The 18,256-nt window shown below is 35.2% G+C and carries 13 protein-coding genes; 4 read left to right on the top strand and 9 right to left on the bottom strand.

Annotation, left to right across the window (positions count from 1 at the left end):
- Positions 1-87 precede the first annotated feature (87 nt).
- Together ACZ2G0_RS05890 and ACZ2G0_RS05885 are read left to right on the top strand one after the other, a co-directional pair.
- Positions 88-1,635 carry a helicase HerA-like domain-containing protein gene (locus ACZ2G0_RS05890; RefSeq protein ID WP_470309436.1) on the top strand — a complete coding sequence of 516 codons (1,548 nt, stop codon included), beginning with the start codon at positions 88-90 and terminating at the stop codon, positions 1,633-1,635.
- 1 nt (position 1,636) lies between these two features.
- Positions 1,637-1,999 carry a cupin domain-containing protein gene (locus ACZ2G0_RS05885; protein WP_470309435.1) on the top strand — a complete coding sequence of 121 codons (363 nt, stop codon included), beginning with the start codon at positions 1,637-1,639 and terminating at the stop codon, positions 1,997-1,999.
- A gap of 63 nt (positions 2,000-2,062) precedes the next feature.
- Here the strand turns inward: ACZ2G0_RS05885 and ACZ2G0_RS05880 are convergent, their stop codons facing one another.
- Complete coding sequence (locus ACZ2G0_RS05880; protein ID WP_470309434.1) at positions 2,063-3,400, bottom strand: FAD-dependent oxidoreductase; 1,338 nt, start codon at positions 3,398-3,400, stop codon at positions 2,063-2,065.
- A gap of 60 nt (positions 3,401-3,460) precedes the next feature.
- Positions 3,461-5,851, bottom strand: coding sequence for a penicillin acylase family protein (locus ACZ2G0_RS05875; RefSeq protein ID WP_470309433.1), 2,391 nt, complete (start codon positions 5,849-5,851; stop codon positions 3,461-3,463).
- Positions 5,852-5,954: 103 nt separating this feature from the next.
- On the opposite strand from ACZ2G0_RS05875, the gene ACZ2G0_RS05870 reads away from it, so the two are divergent.
- Positions 5,955-6,593 (top strand): flavin reductase family protein, encoded by a 639-nt coding sequence (locus ACZ2G0_RS05870; protein WP_470309432.1) that lies wholly within the window; start codon positions 5,955-5,957, stop codon positions 6,591-6,593.
- 93 nt (positions 6,594-6,686) lie between these two features.
- Here ACZ2G0_RS05870 and kynU read toward each other — a convergent pair whose 3' ends face one another.
- A complete protein-coding gene (kynU, locus tag ACZ2G0_RS05865) occupies positions 6,687-7,964 on the bottom strand; it encodes a kynureninase (RefSeq protein ID WP_470309431.1) in 1,278 nt (425 codons plus the stop codon).
- Between the two features lie 292 nt (positions 7,965-8,256).
- On the opposite strand from kynU, the gene ACZ2G0_RS05860 reads away from it, so the two are divergent.
- Positions 8,257-8,991, top strand: a complete 735-nt coding sequence (locus tag ACZ2G0_RS05860; RefSeq protein ID WP_470309430.1) for an SIMPL domain-containing protein — start codon at positions 8,257-8,259, stop codon at positions 8,989-8,991.
- Positions 8,992-9,204: 213 nt separating this feature from the next.
- Here ACZ2G0_RS05860 and queA read toward each other — a convergent pair whose 3' ends face one another.
- The 6 genes from queA to ACZ2G0_RS05830 all read right to left on the bottom strand — a co-directional run bounded on the left by queA (position 9,205) and on the right by ACZ2G0_RS05830 (position 18,156).
- Positions 9,205-10,254 (bottom strand): tRNA preQ1(34) S-adenosylmethionine ribosyltransferase-isomerase QueA, encoded by a 1,050-nt coding sequence (gene queA / locus ACZ2G0_RS05855; protein ID WP_470309429.1) that lies wholly within the window; start codon positions 10,252-10,254, stop codon positions 9,205-9,207.
- 172 nt (positions 10,255-10,426) lie between these two features.
- Entirely contained in the window at positions 10,427-11,656 is a 1,230-nt protein-coding gene (aroA, locus tag ACZ2G0_RS05850) for a 3-phosphoshikimate 1-carboxyvinyltransferase (RefSeq protein ID WP_470309428.1), read from the bottom strand.
- Between the two features lie 119 nt (positions 11,657-11,775).
- Complete coding sequence (locus ACZ2G0_RS05845) at positions 11,776-12,102, bottom strand: nucleotide pyrophosphohydrolase (RefSeq protein ID WP_196851471.1); 327 nt, start codon at positions 12,100-12,102, stop codon at positions 11,776-11,778.
- Between the two features lie 42 nt (positions 12,103-12,144).
- Positions 12,145-14,223, bottom strand: a complete 2,079-nt coding sequence (locus ACZ2G0_RS05840) for a DUF3857 domain-containing protein (protein WP_470309426.1) — start codon at positions 14,221-14,223, stop codon at positions 12,145-12,147.
- Between the two features lie 3 nt (positions 14,224-14,226).
- Entirely contained in the window at positions 14,227-16,239 is a 2,013-nt protein-coding gene (locus ACZ2G0_RS05835; RefSeq protein WP_470309425.1) for a DUF3857 and transglutaminase domain-containing protein, read from the bottom strand.
- A 3-nt stretch (positions 16,240-16,242) separates the two neighbouring features.
- Positions 16,243-18,156 (bottom strand): DUF3857 domain-containing protein, encoded by a 1,914-nt coding sequence (locus ACZ2G0_RS05830; protein WP_470309424.1) that lies wholly within the window; start codon positions 18,154-18,156, stop codon positions 16,243-16,245.
- Positions 18,157-18,256: the final 100 nt, after the last annotated feature.

The raw sequence follows: 18,256 nt of genomic DNA, 5'->3' as shown, positions 1-18,256 counted from the left end.
ACACAAATTTTATTACACTTTAGGACTAATATCCACTGTTTCGGAAAATAATAATATATTGCATAAGAATTCAATACAGCAAAAACCATGAATAGTCAAGAAACCTTTACAAAACTCATTAATGAAGGCTACACCTCAAAAGGAGACAGCATCATACTTGGCGGTGCCATTTATAATGGAGAAGCAATAGCAGATACTTTAGTAAAAATACCATTAAAAACTTTAAATCGTCACGGTTTAATTGCAGGAGCAACCGGAACCGGAAAAACTAAAACTATACAAGTATTGTGCGAGCAATTGTCTGCCGCTGGAGTTCCTACTTTAATGATGGATATCAAAGGTGATTTTAGTGGGATTGCCAAAGAAGGAATCGAAAAATCATTTATAACTGAACGCCATGCTAAAATTAACCTGCCATATAGCGTTGCTAAGTTTCCAGTAGAATTATTAACGCTTTCCGAGCAAGGTGGCGTAAGACTTCGTGCTACGGTTTCAGAATTCGGACCTGTATTGTTCTCGCGAATACTAGACTTAAATGATACCCAAGCAGGAGTAGTTTCTATCATTTTTAAATACTGTGATGATAACAAGATGCCTCTTCTTGACTTAAAAGACTTTAAAAAAGTAATCAATTATATTACTGAGGAAGGAAAAGATGAAATCACTTCAGAATATGGACGAATATCTACTTCGACGACCGGAATAATTTTGAGAAAAATAATTGAATTAGAACAACAAGGAGCGGAATTATTCTTTGGCGAAATGTCATTTGATATTGATGATTTGATGCGTATCGACGAAAACGGAAAAGGATATGTCAATATTCTGCGTTTAACAGATATTCAAGATAAGCCCAAGTTATTTTCGACTTTCATGTTGAGTTTACTTGCTGAAATTTATCAGCAAATGCCTGAAAAAGGAGATGCGGAGCAGCCGGAACTTGTGATTTTTATTGACGAAGCGCATTTGATTTTCAAGGAAGCCAGTAAAGCCTTATTGGAACAAATTGAAACAATTGTAAAACTGATTCGATCTAAAGGAATTGGAATTTATTTTATCACTCAAAACCCAATGGACGTTCCTAGCGGTGTCCTTGCTCAATTAGGTTTAAAAATACAACATGCTTTGAGAGCGTTTACCGCAAAAGACAGACAATCCATTAAGCAAACTGCTGATAACTACCCTACATCAGAGTACTACGAAACTAGTGAAGTTTTGACAAGCCTAGGAATTGGAGAAGCTTTAGTCACTGCATTAAATGAAAAAGGAATACCAACACCATTAGTTGCAACTATGTTACGTGCTCCAATGAGCCGAATGGATATATTAAGCGAAAGCGAAATTCAAGAAATCAATATCAACTCTAAATTAGTTAAAAAATACAGTGAACTCATCGATCGCGAGAGTGCCTATGAACTATTGAATAAAAAAATTGCTTTGGCAGAAGCGGAAGCAACGAAAAAAGAAGTAGCCCTTGAAAAAGAAAAAGAAGCGGTAAAAACAACTAAAACGACCACTAAACAAGGACCAAGCACAGGTGAAGTAGTGGGTAAATCGGTTTTAAAAGTGCTCACGAGCGCTACTTTTATTAGGGGCGCTTTAGGCATCTTGTCTAAAATGCTAAAAAGCAAATAACATGAAGAAATACATTATTCAAAAAAGCCCATTTGTAGTTCCCACCACTGATGGTAAATTAATTGAAGAGCATCACGGCTTAGCAGCTACCTCTAATGCTGCGATTTCTATTGCTCATATGGTTGCCCCGCCTCATTGGAGTGAACCTTACCAAACGCCTGAATTTGAGGAATACACCTATATCATTAGAGGTAAGAAACAATTTATTATTGAAGATGAAATAGTGATTCTTGAAGCAGGACAATCGATTAAGATTGAAAAAAATACGCGTGTACAATACTCTAATCCTTTTGATCAAGAGTGTGAATACATCGCGATTTGTACCCCTGCATTTGATTTTACTAAGGTACATCGAGAACAATAATTTCATAAAAAAGCCAACTTAATCTATTGAATAAGTTGGCTTTTAAATTTTAGGTAATTGCTATTATCCTAGCAGTTCTAAGATTTTATCTTCCACCTCTTTACTATCCCAAATTTTTTCGATATCCTTGGTCAAGAGCACTTTTTGCATGATTTCATTCTGCAAATCACCTATGGCTAATGCTTCGCTATACGGCCTATCGCTAAAGGTTACACGACTGTATAACGGAATCCACTTATCAGGATGCCTATCTGAGAATACTTTTTCTATTTTTTTCTGCAAAAGAAATTTATCATCTGCCGTTTTTGAACTCATTTCAAGGAAATTACGATAAGACAACTCAGCAATAGCATCAGCATTCGGCTTACGCGATTTTTCATATTCAGAAAAAACCATTTCCCAATCTTCTCCGTATTTCTCCATCATTTCATACAAAATCGAAATATCTTCAAAGCCTGCGTTCATTCCTTGACCATAAAAGGGAACAATTGCATGACAAGCATCCCCTATCAGAGCTACTTTGTCGCCATAAGTCCAGGGAAAACATTTCATTGTTACCAATGTACTCGTTGGATTTTTAAAGAAGTCTTCGGCTAATTCCGGAATAACATCGATAGAATCTGGAAAATTCGTTTCGAAAAAAGACACAACGTCTTTCCTTTCTTTAAGCAAATCAAAAGAGTTCTCTCCTTCAAACGGCATAAACAAAGTACAGGTAAAACTTCCGTCTAAATTGGGTAATGCAATTAACATGTACTCGCCTCTAGGCCAAATATGGAAGGAGTTTTTATCTAATTTATGAGAACCATCTGCATTTGCTGGTATATTTAATTCTTTGTATCCAATATTTAAAAATTCTTGCGAATAATTGAACATGCTTTGGCGTTGCATTCTATGACGAATTCTAGAGAAAGCACCATCAGCACCAAAGACCATGTCATACTTTTTATCTTCCCACGCTCCTCGTTCTGTTTCGCCAATATGTAAGGTTGCATCTGCTAGAGTAACATCCCAAATTTTTTGCTCAAAGAAAAATTCAGCACCTGCTGCTTCTGCTAAATCAATCATTTTTCGATTTAAAATACCTCTAGAAATCGAATAGATACTCTCTCCTTCCTGACCGTAGTTTTGAAAATTGAGCTTATCAACAAGGTGAATTGCTCTTTTATCCATTGGGATTGCAATCTCACGAACAGCATCTCCTATCCCTACTCCGTCTAATGCTTTCCATCCACGGTTAGACATCGCTAAATTAATAGAGCGTCCTGAAAATTGTATTTGTCTAATATCCGGGCTTCTGTCATAAATATGAACGGTATGCCCTGCTTTGCGTAGGTAAATAGCCAAAAGGGATCCTACTAAACCGGAACCAACAACTGCTATTTGTTTTGAAGTTTGCATTGTAATGTATAAAAGTTAGGCTAAAATAAACATTTAATATTTCAAGGTGTCTTTTACACCCTAGTTTTTCGCCGGTTTAAAGATTAATTTTGTTCCTGATTTTATAATTTCTTCCTTGTTCATTTTCATCTTTCTGAACTTTCCAGCATTGTATAATTCCGCTTGATCCTTGTAATGAACACTAAACGGGTTACCAGATTGCCCAGTTGGCAATATGCTCCAACTATTTTCAATATCTGAAAAATCGACTATTCGTCTTGTTGATGGACCTCCTTTTACGGTATAATTAGGCGTATCTCCATAAGTATAAAACTGATTATCAATCACTTCATTTGCTCCCGCTGTCGCAAAAGGACCAACGTTAAACAATTGACGAAAAGCGGCGATCTTACCAATAGGGTGCTCAAATTCAACAAGGTGTACTTTGTCCCACGTCCAACCTTCAACCGAAGAACCTAACTGCTTTTCTAAAGATACTATAGTTTCCTTAAATGACTTTGTAATGATTTCAGCTCGCGTCTCCTTTTTATTTTTAGTATTGGTATTATCCCACCATACTGACTCTTCCTTGCTTATTTGATTTGCTATGACTTGTTTCATGATATGCGTATCTAAAAAACGCTTGAAACCTTCCGCTCCTAGCTCATCTTCAAAAGTATTCTTTAAATAAAAATACACCCATTTATTGTAAATAGTTGGAGCAACATCTTTTAGGTTATTTGTCCCTTGCCATTTTTTTAGTATCGCAATCGTGCTACGTTCCTTGTCTGAAAGTTTATTTTGATCTACAATCGCAACGAACTGCTTAACAACTTGAGGAGATACCATTGAGGTATTATCCACCATCATTTTGCTGACTGCTTCTTTATCCCAGTTCGGTTTCGCATCCAGTAAAGTTGTAATTCTCTTGGCTCTATCTTCTGGTAAGTAATAACCAGGATATAGAAACCCATCTACCGCTTCAGGCTGATTATTTGCTGAATAAACATAACCCCAGTCTGGATTTTCGGCTGAAGGATTTTTGGAGAAATCCAAAAACTCCGTAATATCATCATTGCCCGAGGCACCATTTAGAATAAAGTTAGGATTAACCCCTTCTTTGTGTTTGTATAATTTTCCAGTTGCCCACCATGCTACATTTCCTTTTGCATCACCATACATAACATTAAGTCCTGGAGCCGAAATTAACGAAACCCCATTTTGAAAATCAGCCTTGCTTTTAGCATGTGACAATTTATAAACCGCTTCTAAGATATGCAACGGCTGCTGCGTATAAATCCATGACATCGCCACTGGTTTTTTAGCATCCAAGCCATCAATTAAATCATTCATAAGGGGTCCGTGACGAGTCGTTTTTACATTCAAAACCACATCACTAGAATCCTTCACTTTAATTGTTCTTTCAGCCACAGCGTAATCATCAAAACCTGTTGGTGTTTTATACTGTTTGGCGTTGGCCGGATTATTCTCTTCTTGGTACAAATCGATATCATCGTTTTCGAACATGGTTAAACCATAGGCGTATTCCCGATTGTGACCTAAAAGCGGATAAGGTGTACCTGCTAAATAACAGCCGTATAACTCCATTTCAGGTGTGACGATATGCGCTTCATACCATGTTCCCGGTTGTGAAAATCCAATATGGGGATCGTTAGCAAAAATAACCTTACCGCTCTTGGTTTTTTGAGGAGCGATTACCCAACTATTACTACCTATAAAAGGCGGAATAGGGGAATTATCGAGCAGTGCAGCCACCGCTTTTGAAATAGCAGCATATTCTTGCTGCTGCCCTTTGGCATTTTTTATTTGTAAACTAGCAAAAGATCCATCAAGACCTAAATCCTTTAAATAATCCATTCCATACTTGTCACGGATATCCGTCATTAAAGGATCTGATTTTTGTGCCATTGCAAAACTAAAAGACATATAACCATATATATTGTAAACGTCTTCGATAGTAAATTTCTGTTTTGGCACTCCTATCAATTGAAATTCAATTGGAGTAGGTCCGTTTTCTAAAAAATCATTGATTCCGTCGAGGTAGGCCATCGTTAGCTGGTAGCTTTCACTATTTTTATCTAAAGCAGCGATCGCTTTTGCAGAAGCAGCTTCAATCCCCAAGCCACTAAAAAATTTATCGTTTTTGAGTGCTACATTTCCAAAGAGCTCAGAAAGTCGACCCGGTGCAATGCGACGCATTAATTCCATTTGCCATAAACGATCTTGTGCGTGTACATACCCAAGAGCAGTAATAGCGTCTTTATTAGAAGCGGCGTAAATATGTGGCACGCCAAAGTCATCAAAATATACTGTAGTCTCCTTTTGAATGTGCTGCAATGTTAGTTCTCCCTCGTATTTTGGCTTAAGATAAAATACATAAGATGCACCTGCTAATGCGCCGGCAACCAAAAGAACAACCAAGACTAAAACGATCTTTTTTACTATTTTCATTGAATTGGAAATTTATAGAACAAATATAATTTTTAAAACTGACTTAGGATTAAATAATATTGTTTATTATTTTTGTATTTTTGTTAAACAAAATTATCAAAATATGATTGCATTTGCAACCGAAGACTTAGAAAAGTTAGAAAAAGTAGCGCGACTCAATTTAATCAATTCCTGCACAGGATACAAATCAGCTAACTTGCTGGCTACTGTATCCAAAGAAGGCATCACTAATGTGGCTGTTTTTAGTAGCATTACGCATTTAGGAAGTAGTCCCGCCATGCTTGGATTCATTGTTCGCCCTACCACTGTCCCTCGTGACACCTATAAAAACATAAAGGAAACAGGTTACTTCACGGTTAATCATATTACAGTAAGTATGATTGCTGATGCACACCATAGCTCAGCGAACTACGATGACTCGGTTTCAGAGTTTGACAAAACTAACCTTGAAGCTGAGTTTAAAGAAGGTATCCCTACTCCCTTTGTTAAAGGAAGTCCCGTACAATTGCATTGCAAATACCTAAATGAATATTATATCGAAGAAAACAATACCATTCATATTATCGCTGCAATTGAAAAAGTATATTTTGACGAAGATCTTAAACACAAAGATGGCTGGCTGCAACTAGACAAAGGGAAGGTGATTGCCTTAAACGGTCTCGATGGGTATTGCCTACCTCAATTAGTAGATCGTTTTGAATATGCTAGAAAAGACACTCCAACGAAATCATTTTACAAGTAAAACTCCAATAAAATACTTAATCGCTTACTTGGCTACAAATAAAAACAAAAAACCCATTGTCTTATTATAAATAAATGACAATGGGTTTCTTATTTAATGTATAGAATGAATTCCTTCTTTCAATATTTGTCCAAAATCATACATATCTTCAAAAGAACAGTATAATGGCACAGGCGCTAACCGAATCACATTGGGTTCTCTCCAATCCGTGATTACACCATTTTTCATCAGGTAGTCGAACAAGCTACGTCCTTCGCCATGTAAAAAAACAGAAAGTTGACACCCTCTTTCGGCTGGATCAGCTGGAGTTATAATTTCAAAGGTACTATCGACTTCCTTATCAATTTCTTGGAGTACAAATTCAAGATAGGCTGTGATTTTATTTCTTTTTTCGATGATGGCATCCATTCCTACCTCGTCGAACATATCCACAGATGCTAAATAAGGCGCTAAAGATAATATGGGCAAGTTACTTATTTGCCAACCTTCGGCTCCTTTCACGGCATCAAATTGCGGCTCCATTTTAAAGCGACGCTCTTTGTTGTGTCCCCACCAACCTGCAAATCGTGGTAAAGAAGCATTGTGGTGTTTTTCGTGAATAAAGCAACCCGAAGCATTTCCAGGACCTGAATTCATGTATTTGTAACTGCACCAAGAAGCAAAATCAACGTTCCAATCGTGTAGTTCTAATTTTATATTTCCAGCGGCATGTGCCAAATCCCATCCTACGATAGCACCCGCTTTGTGACCTGCGGCAGTAATCGTTTTCATATCAAAAACTTGGCCTGTGTAATAATTCACTCCGCCTATTAATACCAAAGCGAGTTCATCACCTACCTCTTCAATTTTAGCCAAAACATCTTCGAGGCGAATGTTATGCTCTCCTTCTCGTCGTTTTATTTCAACTATGGCATCATCAGAAGCATAACCATGAAAATCTACCTGACTTTGAAACATATATTGATCCGATGGAAACGCTTTTTCTTCACAAATAATTTTGTATCTCGTTTTAGTAGGACGATAAAAAGAAACCATTAGTAAATGTAAGTTAACAGTCAAGGTGTTCATAACTGTAACTTCAGAAGGTAGTGCTCCTACGATTTTACTCAATGGTTTTGCAAAACGTTCGTGGTAATCCCACCAAGGTTTATCGGCATAGAAATGTCCTTCGACAGCAAGATTGGCCCAATCGTTCATGACTTCATCCACATAGCATTTAGTACGTTTAGGTTGCAAACCAAGTGAATTACCCGTGAAATAGATTACTTGTTTGTCATTTACTTTAGGGAAGTGAAATTCAGATCGGTATTTATGTAAGTTGTCTTGTGCATCAAGTTCTTGCGCAAAAGATCTCGTATTTTCGAATTGCATAATTTGATTTTTGTTTTGTAAAAATAACAATTATAAACGGCATGCCAAATCAATACCGGCTGCTTTAACAGAAATAAAAGTCGAAGTTGATCGTTAGGTCAAGAAAGGCAAACCTATAAAACAGAACGTGGGAAATTTATAAAGCAATTTAGTGGTCGTAAAGCTTTTTATAAAAAACGGCTTTCAAATCTCAGGTATACTAAAATAATGTAATTATCGTTGTACTATACGGAATACCATTGCTAAAAGTCTTACTTTTATACTAACACTTCTCAACATAAATAATTTACCCATGCTTAAAAACAATCTCAATGCTATTCTTTTTTCTTTTGCCTTGATAGTATCCGCCTATCTATTTTCTAATGCGTTCCAAAATCGCAATAAAAACACTGACACAATAAGTGTTACGGGTTTAGGTAAAATAGATTTTGTCTCGGACTTGATTGTTTGGAGCGGTTCATTCAGCCGTAAAAGCGCAACCCTGAAAGAAGCCTATGCACTACTCGATACGGACAGAGCAAAAATTAAAACCTATTTAAACGGAAAAGGGATTAGCGATAAAGACATCGTATTCTCAGCAGTTAACTTCAATAAAGATTTTGAAACTACCTATAATGAAAATGGCACTGTGAGACAGACCGTTTTTTCAGGATTTACACTGAGTCAGAATGTGAATATACAATCCAAACAAGTAAATGAAATCGAAGAAATATCACGCCAATCGAGTGAACTGATTAATTCAGGTGTCGAATTCTATTCCAATGCCCCGGAATACTACTATACCAAGTTAGCTGAATTAAAAATAAAGATGATTGCTGAGGCTACTAAAGACGCGAGTTCTAGAGCAAAAAGTATCGCTGAAAACGCTGATGCTAGTTTAGGCAACTTAAAAAAATCGGATATGGGAGTTTTCCAGATCATTGCACAAAACTCTTCAGAAGATTTTTCATACGGTGGATCATTTAACACTAACTCCAAAAATAAAACAGCCACCATCACTGTAAAACTGGTTTATCAAGTAAACTAGATCAGGCTAGGTGTTTCACGTGAGTGATTGCTTTGCTAATTCGCTATCGCTCGTGTGAAGTGAAAATCGATTTATAGTAAGTAGCGGAAAACTAAAAAAGATTGTAGCGTATAGCAGATTCGCCGCAGCGAAAACGCCCAAATTCAAAAATGGCAACTACAAAAAAACCTCGCCATTACTGACGAGGTTTTTAGAGAATTAACCTTATTTTTATTAGATGATCAACATGGCATCACCGTAAGAATAGAATTTATAAGATTCTTTGATTGCTTCTTCGTACGCTTTTTTCATTAAATCATGTCCGCAAAAAGCAGAAACCATCATTAACAAAGTCGATTTAGGTGTATGAAAATTAGTGATCATACAAGTAGGAATCGTGAAATCGTGTGGAGGAAAAACAAATTTATTAGTCCATCCGTCAAAAGGGTTTAAGGTATTTTGAGATGAAACTGAACTCTCTACCGCACGCATAGAAGTCGTTCCAACGGTACAGATACGTTTTTTCTTTGCTTTGGCAGCATTGACGATATCACAAGCTTCTTGAGTAATTTTAAGCTCCTCAGAGTCCATTTTGTGCTTTGACAAATCTTCTACCTCAACTGGATTAAAGGTACCTAAACCTACGTGAAGTGTAACCTCAGCAAATTTAATTCCTTTGATCTCTAATCTTTTTAATAAATGTCTTGAGAAGTGTAATCCTGCTGTAGGTGCTGCAACAGCTCCTTCTTCTTTAGCATAAATCGTTTGGTAACGGTCTGCATCTTCTGGAGTTACGTCTCTGCTTATGTATTTAGGAATTGGAGTTTCTCCAAGTTCCGTTAATTTTTTTCTGAATTCTTCATAAGAACCATCGTAAAGGAAACGCAATGTTCTACCACGAGAAGTTGTATTGTCAATAACCTCAGCTACTAATGAATCATCATCACCAAAGTACAATTTATTTCCAATACGAATTTTACGTGCTGGATCTACTAATACATCCCAAAGGCGTTGCTCAGCATTCAATTCTCTTAATAAGAAAACTTCAATTCTAGCTCCAGTTTTTTCTTTGTTCCCGTACAAACGAGCAGGAAAAACTTTAGTATTATTTAGGATTAAAACATCACCATCATCAAAATAGTCTATAACGTCTTTGAATAACTTATGTTCAATTGTTTGTTTTTTGCGATCAATCACCATTAGACGTGCCTCATCTCTATTCTCAGATGGGTATTCGGCTAAAAGTTCTTTGGGTAGATCAAATTGAAAATGTGATAATTTCATCTGTATTTTTTGTTTAAGTTTAAAGTTTCAGATAACGAGCACGTTACCTAAACTCAGCGAGTGCAAATATACGACTGTGAGATAGGCGATGTCAAGTGTTTTGCTATTTAATTTAAATATATTATCAATGTAGGAGATAGCAATACTGCTACGTGCCTATAAACATTAACAATTAGGAAATAATTTCGGATACTTTGAAGCCAAGTTTTTCCATATCGTCCCAAAAATCAGGGTACGATTTAGAGACTACATTTGCATCAGCGATAATAATAGGCACTCTTAAGGCTAATGGCGCAAAAGCCATCGCCATCCTATGATCATTATAAGTAGCTATTTTAATATTAGAATTGATTGTAGTGCCTGCTTCTAGTGTAAGTGAATCATTTGTAACGGTAATAGTTGCTCCTAATTTGGTAAGTTCCGTTTTTAAAGCCTCTAATCGGTCTGTTTCTTTAATTTTCAAGGTATGCAAACCTGTTAAATGGCAACCTATTCCAAGACCTAAGCAAGTAACAACGATGGTTTGTGCTATATCTGGTGTGTTATTTAAATCAAAATTGATATCTGTAGGCTGAAAACCCTTTTGTTTGGACAACACTAAAGTAGTATCTTCAAAAAAGGAATCCACTCCCATTTCTTTGTACAATGACACTAAAGCAGAATCTCCTTGCAAGCTGTTTTCTTTATAGCTTGTTAATTTAATAGCTGCTGTATCAGACAAAGCTACTAAACTAAAAAAGTAGCTAGCCGAACTCCAATCAGACTCTACTGTCATAACTTTGGGCAGCACCTCTTGCTTTGGAGTAACAGTAATTTTATTTCCAATAAAACTGGTTTCTATTCCTAAATCCGTTAGTAACGCTAACGTCATTTTAATGTAAGGAACAGAGGTGATTTCTCCTTCTAATGTTAACTCGATTCCATTTTCCAGCTTTGCAGCCACTAATAATAATGCTGAAATGTATTGACTGCTTACATTAGCAGCCATAGTAACCTTTGAATTTGTTATTTTTTGACCTTTAATTTTAATTGGTGGGTAACCAACCTCTTTTAAGTAACTAATTTGAGCTCCTAATTGTTCCAGCGCTTCGATTAAAATTTTAACGGGACGCTCTTGCATTCTGCTCGATCCTGTTAAAGTAACATTACGATCTTCCTGAACCGCAAAGTAAGCAGTTAGAAAACGCATGGCAGTTCCAGCATGATGAATATCTATCAATTCCTCGTTACCACTCAATGGCATTTGCATTACTTCACTATCATCAGAATTAGAGGTGTTTTCCAAAGTAATTGCAGGAAACAAGGCCTGCAACAGTAGCAATCTATTGGTTTCACTTTTTGAGCCTGTGACCGCTATTTGCGCTTGTAAGTCTTTATGAGAAGTTTGTAGGAGTAAATTCATATTTATCTTTATCAGTTGGAACCCGTGATTGTAAGTGTACGGTTAGCCAATATCAACTAACAATTACAAGCCGCAATTTAGCTATACCTGATTATATAACATAATTAATAGGTTGCAAATTATTTCAGTTTCTCGTTGTTTTTGTGACGATCCTTATCTCTAACAGACTTTAAATCCATCTTTTTATCAAAAGCAGCTTGAAGATCAATTCCTGTTTGATTAGCAAGACATAAAACCACGAAAACAACATCGGCTAGTTCCTCTCCTAGATCTTTGTTCTTATCACTTTCTTTTTCAGATTGTTCACCATAACGACGAGCGATAATACGAGCTACCTCGCCTACCTCCTCTGTCAATTGAGCCATATTAGTTAACTCATTAAAATAGCGAACACCATGTTCTTTGATCCAATTATCTACTTCTAGTTGGGAATTTTTTAAGTTCATTATCTTTATATTTTCTTCAAAGATACAAAGTTGGGGTTGTTCTTATATTTTTCTCAAAACAATTTTCTCGTTTTGTTTGTCTACTATTTTTTGAGTGAAATCTTTCAGAGTTTCATAAAATGAAGCAGGAAAATAATCACCATTTAATTCGTTCTTTATCGCAAACTGAATACTATTATCTTGGACCAAAACATTCATACTAAAAATAGCCTCTTTACCTTCTGTTGCAATTATCATTGGTTTTGGAATTGACTCTACTTGATAACCTTCAGGTATCACAAAATTGATATTATATCGTTCCTGTTTGGGATAATCTAAGCAAATTATCATCTCTCTACTGTCTTGCGTAAAAGGGTTTTTAGACTGTGCGAAAAAAAGCATTGGTTTGACGTACATCTTCTCCCCTATTACCTCACAAAAGTTATTTGTTGAAAAATCAAATCGTTCTACAACTGGTTTTTCTAAATTTGTAAGTTTATTTTCGACTTTATAATTAGAAATATCAACATTATTCAAATTATTTTCGAGCTTTTCGACATAACTTTCTTCGTTTAAAACACCATATTTTTCTCTAAAATTATAAGCGTCATAATCATTTCGTTGCAAGGATAACTGCCCTGATACATTTCCAGAAGCACTTATTTGAACAGAAATCGAATGATTTTTCACCGTAGACAACTTGGGTGACAAATTAACTTCTTCAGAAGTTCCGTCCTCCCTAATTAGCCTTCCATTTTGATTCAAGACCCTAATAGGCAATACATTAGAATTGGTATACTTATCTGTTGCATCTAATAAAACTTGCTTCCCATCAATTTCTGCAGCAGCTATTAAATAATTAAACGCAGTTCTATTTGGAAATTTAGCAATGCCATTGGAGCGTGTACTCAAAAGGACAGGATTAACTTTTATTCCTGCAAGTTTCAACATGTTGATCAAAACAATATTTATTTCAGCACAGTTTCCGGTGTTTTCAGAATAAGCCTTTTCAACACCCTTATTGGGATAATAACCTAATCTCCCATCCCATTTCAATTTTTGTTGCACAAATTTAAAAACCACCTCCATCTTTTCACTTTGCGACAGTTCACTATTGCCATCATTGTTCAATACTCTTTTAATATCTTGTAATAAATAACCTTGTTTCGTAAATTCATTCGCAAACTCTTTGTTGTCGAAAATTGATTTAACAACCCCTTCCCATGTTGATGAATAGTCTTTCACTGGCTGATCATAAAACTGGGTTTTTTCTAATTCATGATTTATATACGAACGATAATTTTCTAAATTATCCACGAATGGTTCTGGTTTTAGCGCTGGTATTAAATAGCCAGTGAACTTACTATTTACTTGTTTAAAGTTAAAACTGTTGGTTTTAGTACCATCATTTTCATTAGCAAATCTAAGTAAGCCATCTTCAATTTTTGATTCATTTTCTATTTTTATCAGACCTCCTAAAATTGCTTTATAAACAAAAAAACCTGGTATCTCAGTTTTATATTCGGAATAATTCACAGGAACATCATATTGGAAATTAAATCTTGGCAACTTTACTATATCTTCAGATTTTATAACATATTTAAACTCAATAACTGAGCCTACTTTTACATTCGGCATTGTTATCCCCTTTTCACTCCAGTACTTGTTAACCTTATTTGTAAAGACACCTTCACTTTTTAATTTTGTCTTTACTATTTGGTTATCCTCTAAATTGTAAGTTACTGCATTTGAAAACTCGACTATATCATCATTAAATGTTTCGTAACCTACATAATAACTTACCTGATGATTAGCCCATCTTAGACCTTCTTTTTTATAAATCTTAACACGCATCTCAAATTCTGTATTTATAGAATAACCATTGATTGCATTATAGGTGAAAAAAGTCCTTGCTTTATTGTAAAGAATAGATGCCACTGCTGTTGTGTCGTTTGCATTTACCAATTCCTTAAGTTCAGCCATAGAGACCTTCCCCAATTCATATTTTTGAGAAAATGAATTAGATATTGTTAGTGTAAAAATGATAGTCAGAATTATATTTTTCAATTGCTTTTTATAAAAATTACGATCTGCTTTTATAAAATTTATTCCAAACTGTAAAGCAGCTTTCTCGATTGCCAAAAGTTATATTTTTCTCAAAACAATTTTCTCGTTTTGTTTGTCGGTTAATTTTTGAAAATAATCTTTTAGCGTCGAATAGTATTCCGCCGCTACGATTGGCATATTAATTTGGTTAATTAACATAACTTGAATTGCGTTTCCAGAAATACTACTTAAACATTTAAAAACACCAATCTCATTCTCAAACACCAAATTAATAGGTTCAGGAATACTTTCAACAGTATAACCTTCAGGAATGGCAATATTTACGACGTACTTGTCCATAAATGGAAAACCAAAATCAACTGGATACAACCTGTTTTCTTGTTTAAATGGGTTTTGTGATCCAGCAAATGACAACAATGGTTTAATGTAAATCTTACCACCAATAATTTCACTAAAATTGGCTCCAGTAAAACTTAGTGACTCAGTAAGAGGTAAGTGCAGTTCTTTCTCATTAGTTCTACTGTACTCGTTAATTTCAATTTTATTATTATCATTTTCTAGTTTTTCGATATACGCCTCTTCTTTAAGATTCTTAAATGAATTTCTAAAAACAAGTGCATTATGTTCATCACGTTGACGTCTTAACTTTCCGCTTACAACCCCTTTTTCATCTATTTTATAAAAAATTGTTGTTACATCATTAGATAATTTCGATGGCATTAAGTCTATATCGACAGAGGTCCCGTCTTTTCTAATTAATCTCCCATACCAATTCAATGCTCTGATAGGCAACACATTTGGAGTAGAATACAAATCTGAGGCATCTAATAGAGTATATGTATCTCCATTTTCTACTGCGGCAATTACATAATTAAATGCAGTCCTGTTAGGAAACATCGCTATACCGTTGGACCTTGTACTAACTAAAACAGGGTTAGCATTTAAACCTGCATAACGCAACATGGCAGTTAGTATCAAATTAATTTCAGCTACATTACCAGTTCTATCTTTGTATGCCTTTCTCACACCTTCATTACAAGAATAACCATAATAATCATTCCATTTTATAGTTGCTTTAACGTATTTTAATATTGCTTGTATTTTATCCTCGGGGCTAGTTATACCAGTTAATAAGACTTTAAGATCGTCTTCAAAATAACCTGTTTTATTAAGTTCAGAACCAAAATCATCATTTTCATAAATTGTTTTCACAACAGAAGCCCAATCAGTAGAATAAAAGGTTGGTGGTTTATTAGGGTATTTAGTCATTGATAGTTCTTGAACAATCCTCGAAGTGTAATTTCCTGAATTATTAACAAACACTTCCTCTTTTACTGCTGGCAGGTTTTCTAAAACGTAGGTTGTTCTAGTCTCTAAATATTCCACTTTTTCACTTGAAAAAGAGGTTGTTACAGCTCTACCATCACTCACTCGCTCCTTTGAATTTAAAGTAAATGAGTTCATAACTTTTTCAACAGTTACTTTTGGATTATAAAACCCTTTCAAGTTTGTATTATAAGTAAAATATTCTGGTATATTGGATTTATATTCAGAGTAATTTACTGGGATACTTTTTTGAAAATACCAATCATGCGGACTTGAAATACTTTCTGTCTTATAAACATAAGTGTACTCAATTACAGACCCTTCTTTTACATTTGGCATTGTGATTTTTTTTTGCCCCCAATATTTATTGACTTCTTCATCAAATATTCCATCACTTTTTAATTTAGTTTTTTCAATTTTACCGTCAACCAAATTATAGGTTACTGCATCTGCAATGGAAAGCTTTTCTAAAGCTCCAGAGCCTATATAGTACCTTAAACTAATATTTGCCCAATCATATCCTTCTTTCTTGTAAATCTTTATTCGTGCTTTGACTTCAGTAGTCATGACAAAACCTTTGCTTTCTGAATATTCAAAACTATTTTTTCCTTTTTCAAAAAGAATAGCCGCTACCGCGTCTGATTCCCTCGGATGACTTTTTTCTTGAAGTTCAGCAATTGACACTTTTCCTAATTCAAAATTTTGAGCGTTTGTCTGTGCGACAACAACCAAGAGGATCACTAGAATTATTTTTTTAAATTTCATAGGTTATTTGTTTTGGGTTAAAATCATTTTGGCATTATCATTTTTGGCTACTTGTTCCATAAAGAGACGATAATCATCATACTCAGAGGCTAGATACATTCCTTTTTTAATCGAAAGAGAGCGTTTGTAAGTAACACTATTATTGGTCGTCTTTGAGAACTCTATTGAATACGCCCCAAACTTATTTTTTAGTTCATAATTTGTGGGCATATGTTCGATGGAAAACCCAGCAGGTAATTCAACAGTAATTTGATCCGTATCTAGATAACCTCTATGGATTTCAAAAGGGTTTTTTCTGTTTCTGATTCTTTTTACAGAACCCAAATATTGATTATAAGCATTAACTGCGAACATCATTTTTCCGCCCGAAAGATTACCGTAGTTAGCAGCGCTCAGTTCAACGTTTTCAGTAAAACTAACTTTAGCTTTATCATTGGTAAATGCTATTGATTTCATCTTCAAGTTTTGTATGTTTCTCCAATACCCCTTATAATGATCGTCTCTCTCCGATGGTTGCTCGTTTTCTAAAGTCGCTTTATTAACAAACTGAGAACCACGTGACACAATAGCTATCGACCCAATTAAATCACCGGTCGCAGAAATTGCGTATTTACCGGTACTTAACTGCGAGTTGGTATTATCATCATAAACATCTGTATGGACGATTTCGCCACCCTCAGGTTTCACTACAAGAACATCTCGATCATCTGTAAAACTACCTTGAAAACCAAAAGGATCATCTTGACTCGTGCATTCAAGCCAAGTATACTTGTTGCCGTTGGGAATTGCTAAGATCATATGATTGCCCTGCATGGAAACAAAATCAGTTTGTATGTTTTTTTTGGTAGTGTCTCCATACAATATCACGTTATAAGAAGGCACTTCTACCGCGGCTAATAAAGCTTTGGTATAATTAGTAAGTGCTTTACAATCGCCATAACCAAGGCGGTCTACATCAGTGGCTAGCATTGGTTTCCATCCTCCAATACCAACTTGAATACTAACATACCTTGATTTCTTTTGTACAAAATCGTAAATCAAACGCGCTTTTTTTATGGGGTCTTTTTCATCACCTACAAGTGCTTTCATTTTAGCTTTCGTCTCCTCTGGCAAATCAGTTGTTCCTGATAATATTTGACTAGAGTACCATTCTCCAAATTCTTTCCAAGATTTGGCTTTACCATCCACTCCTTCTAAATGAAACTGCTCTAGTCCCATCATTACTTTTGGGAAAATAGAGCTAAATACAGGAGTATAATCTTCCATCTTTTGTACTGGAATAGCAGTAGCACTGTAAGAAAGTTGTGTTGGAGTATCGACCGTTTTTTGAATAGTAAAGTCTCCAAAATTATATTCCATTTTCTTGAAACCCAAATTATCTGGGTAATTCACATTGAGAATACTTTTCTCGACGCTTACATAATAATTGGAAAAAGGATACCATTGCGGAATAAATGCTGTTGTAGAGGTTTGCAGTTCGCTCTTATAAACCACCGTAAAAGGATACTGAATGGGAGTATAATCCAAGTACAAATATCGACTATCTGAAAATAATGTACTGCCACCAGCAGCACTTTCATCCTTAAAATCTTTTCGTTTGATTTTTTTTATTTCTCGACCTAAAATATCATAAACCGTTGCTTCGATATCTTTTATAACGGTTCTTTTATTATAATTTTCGACCGCATCAATGGCTGACAATCCTTTTTCGTTAAGGACAGTTATGACTCTCAACGTGTTAATTTTCATTTCCCGCTGAGACGCTATTATAATATCAACCTGATTTAATCGCACTACAGCATTAGCGTTGTCTTTAAGACTATCTGCTATATTTAATGCACTGTATTCAATTTTTTGCGCTTTAGTTGCAATTGAAAAGAAAAGAATAAGAAGAAATACTATTTTTTTAAACACCATTTTTTTTAAGTAAAATTAAAGCCAAATAATTGGCACAAAATAACCAGATCAAGTTGCTTTGATCTTCTATTTTGTTTTTGGCATTTAATTATTTGTGGCT

Source organism: Flavobacterium sp. KKT103 (assembly GCF_055640565.1).
Note: the sequence above shows the minus strand (reverse complement) of the source record. Positions and strands in the feature narration are given on the sequence as shown.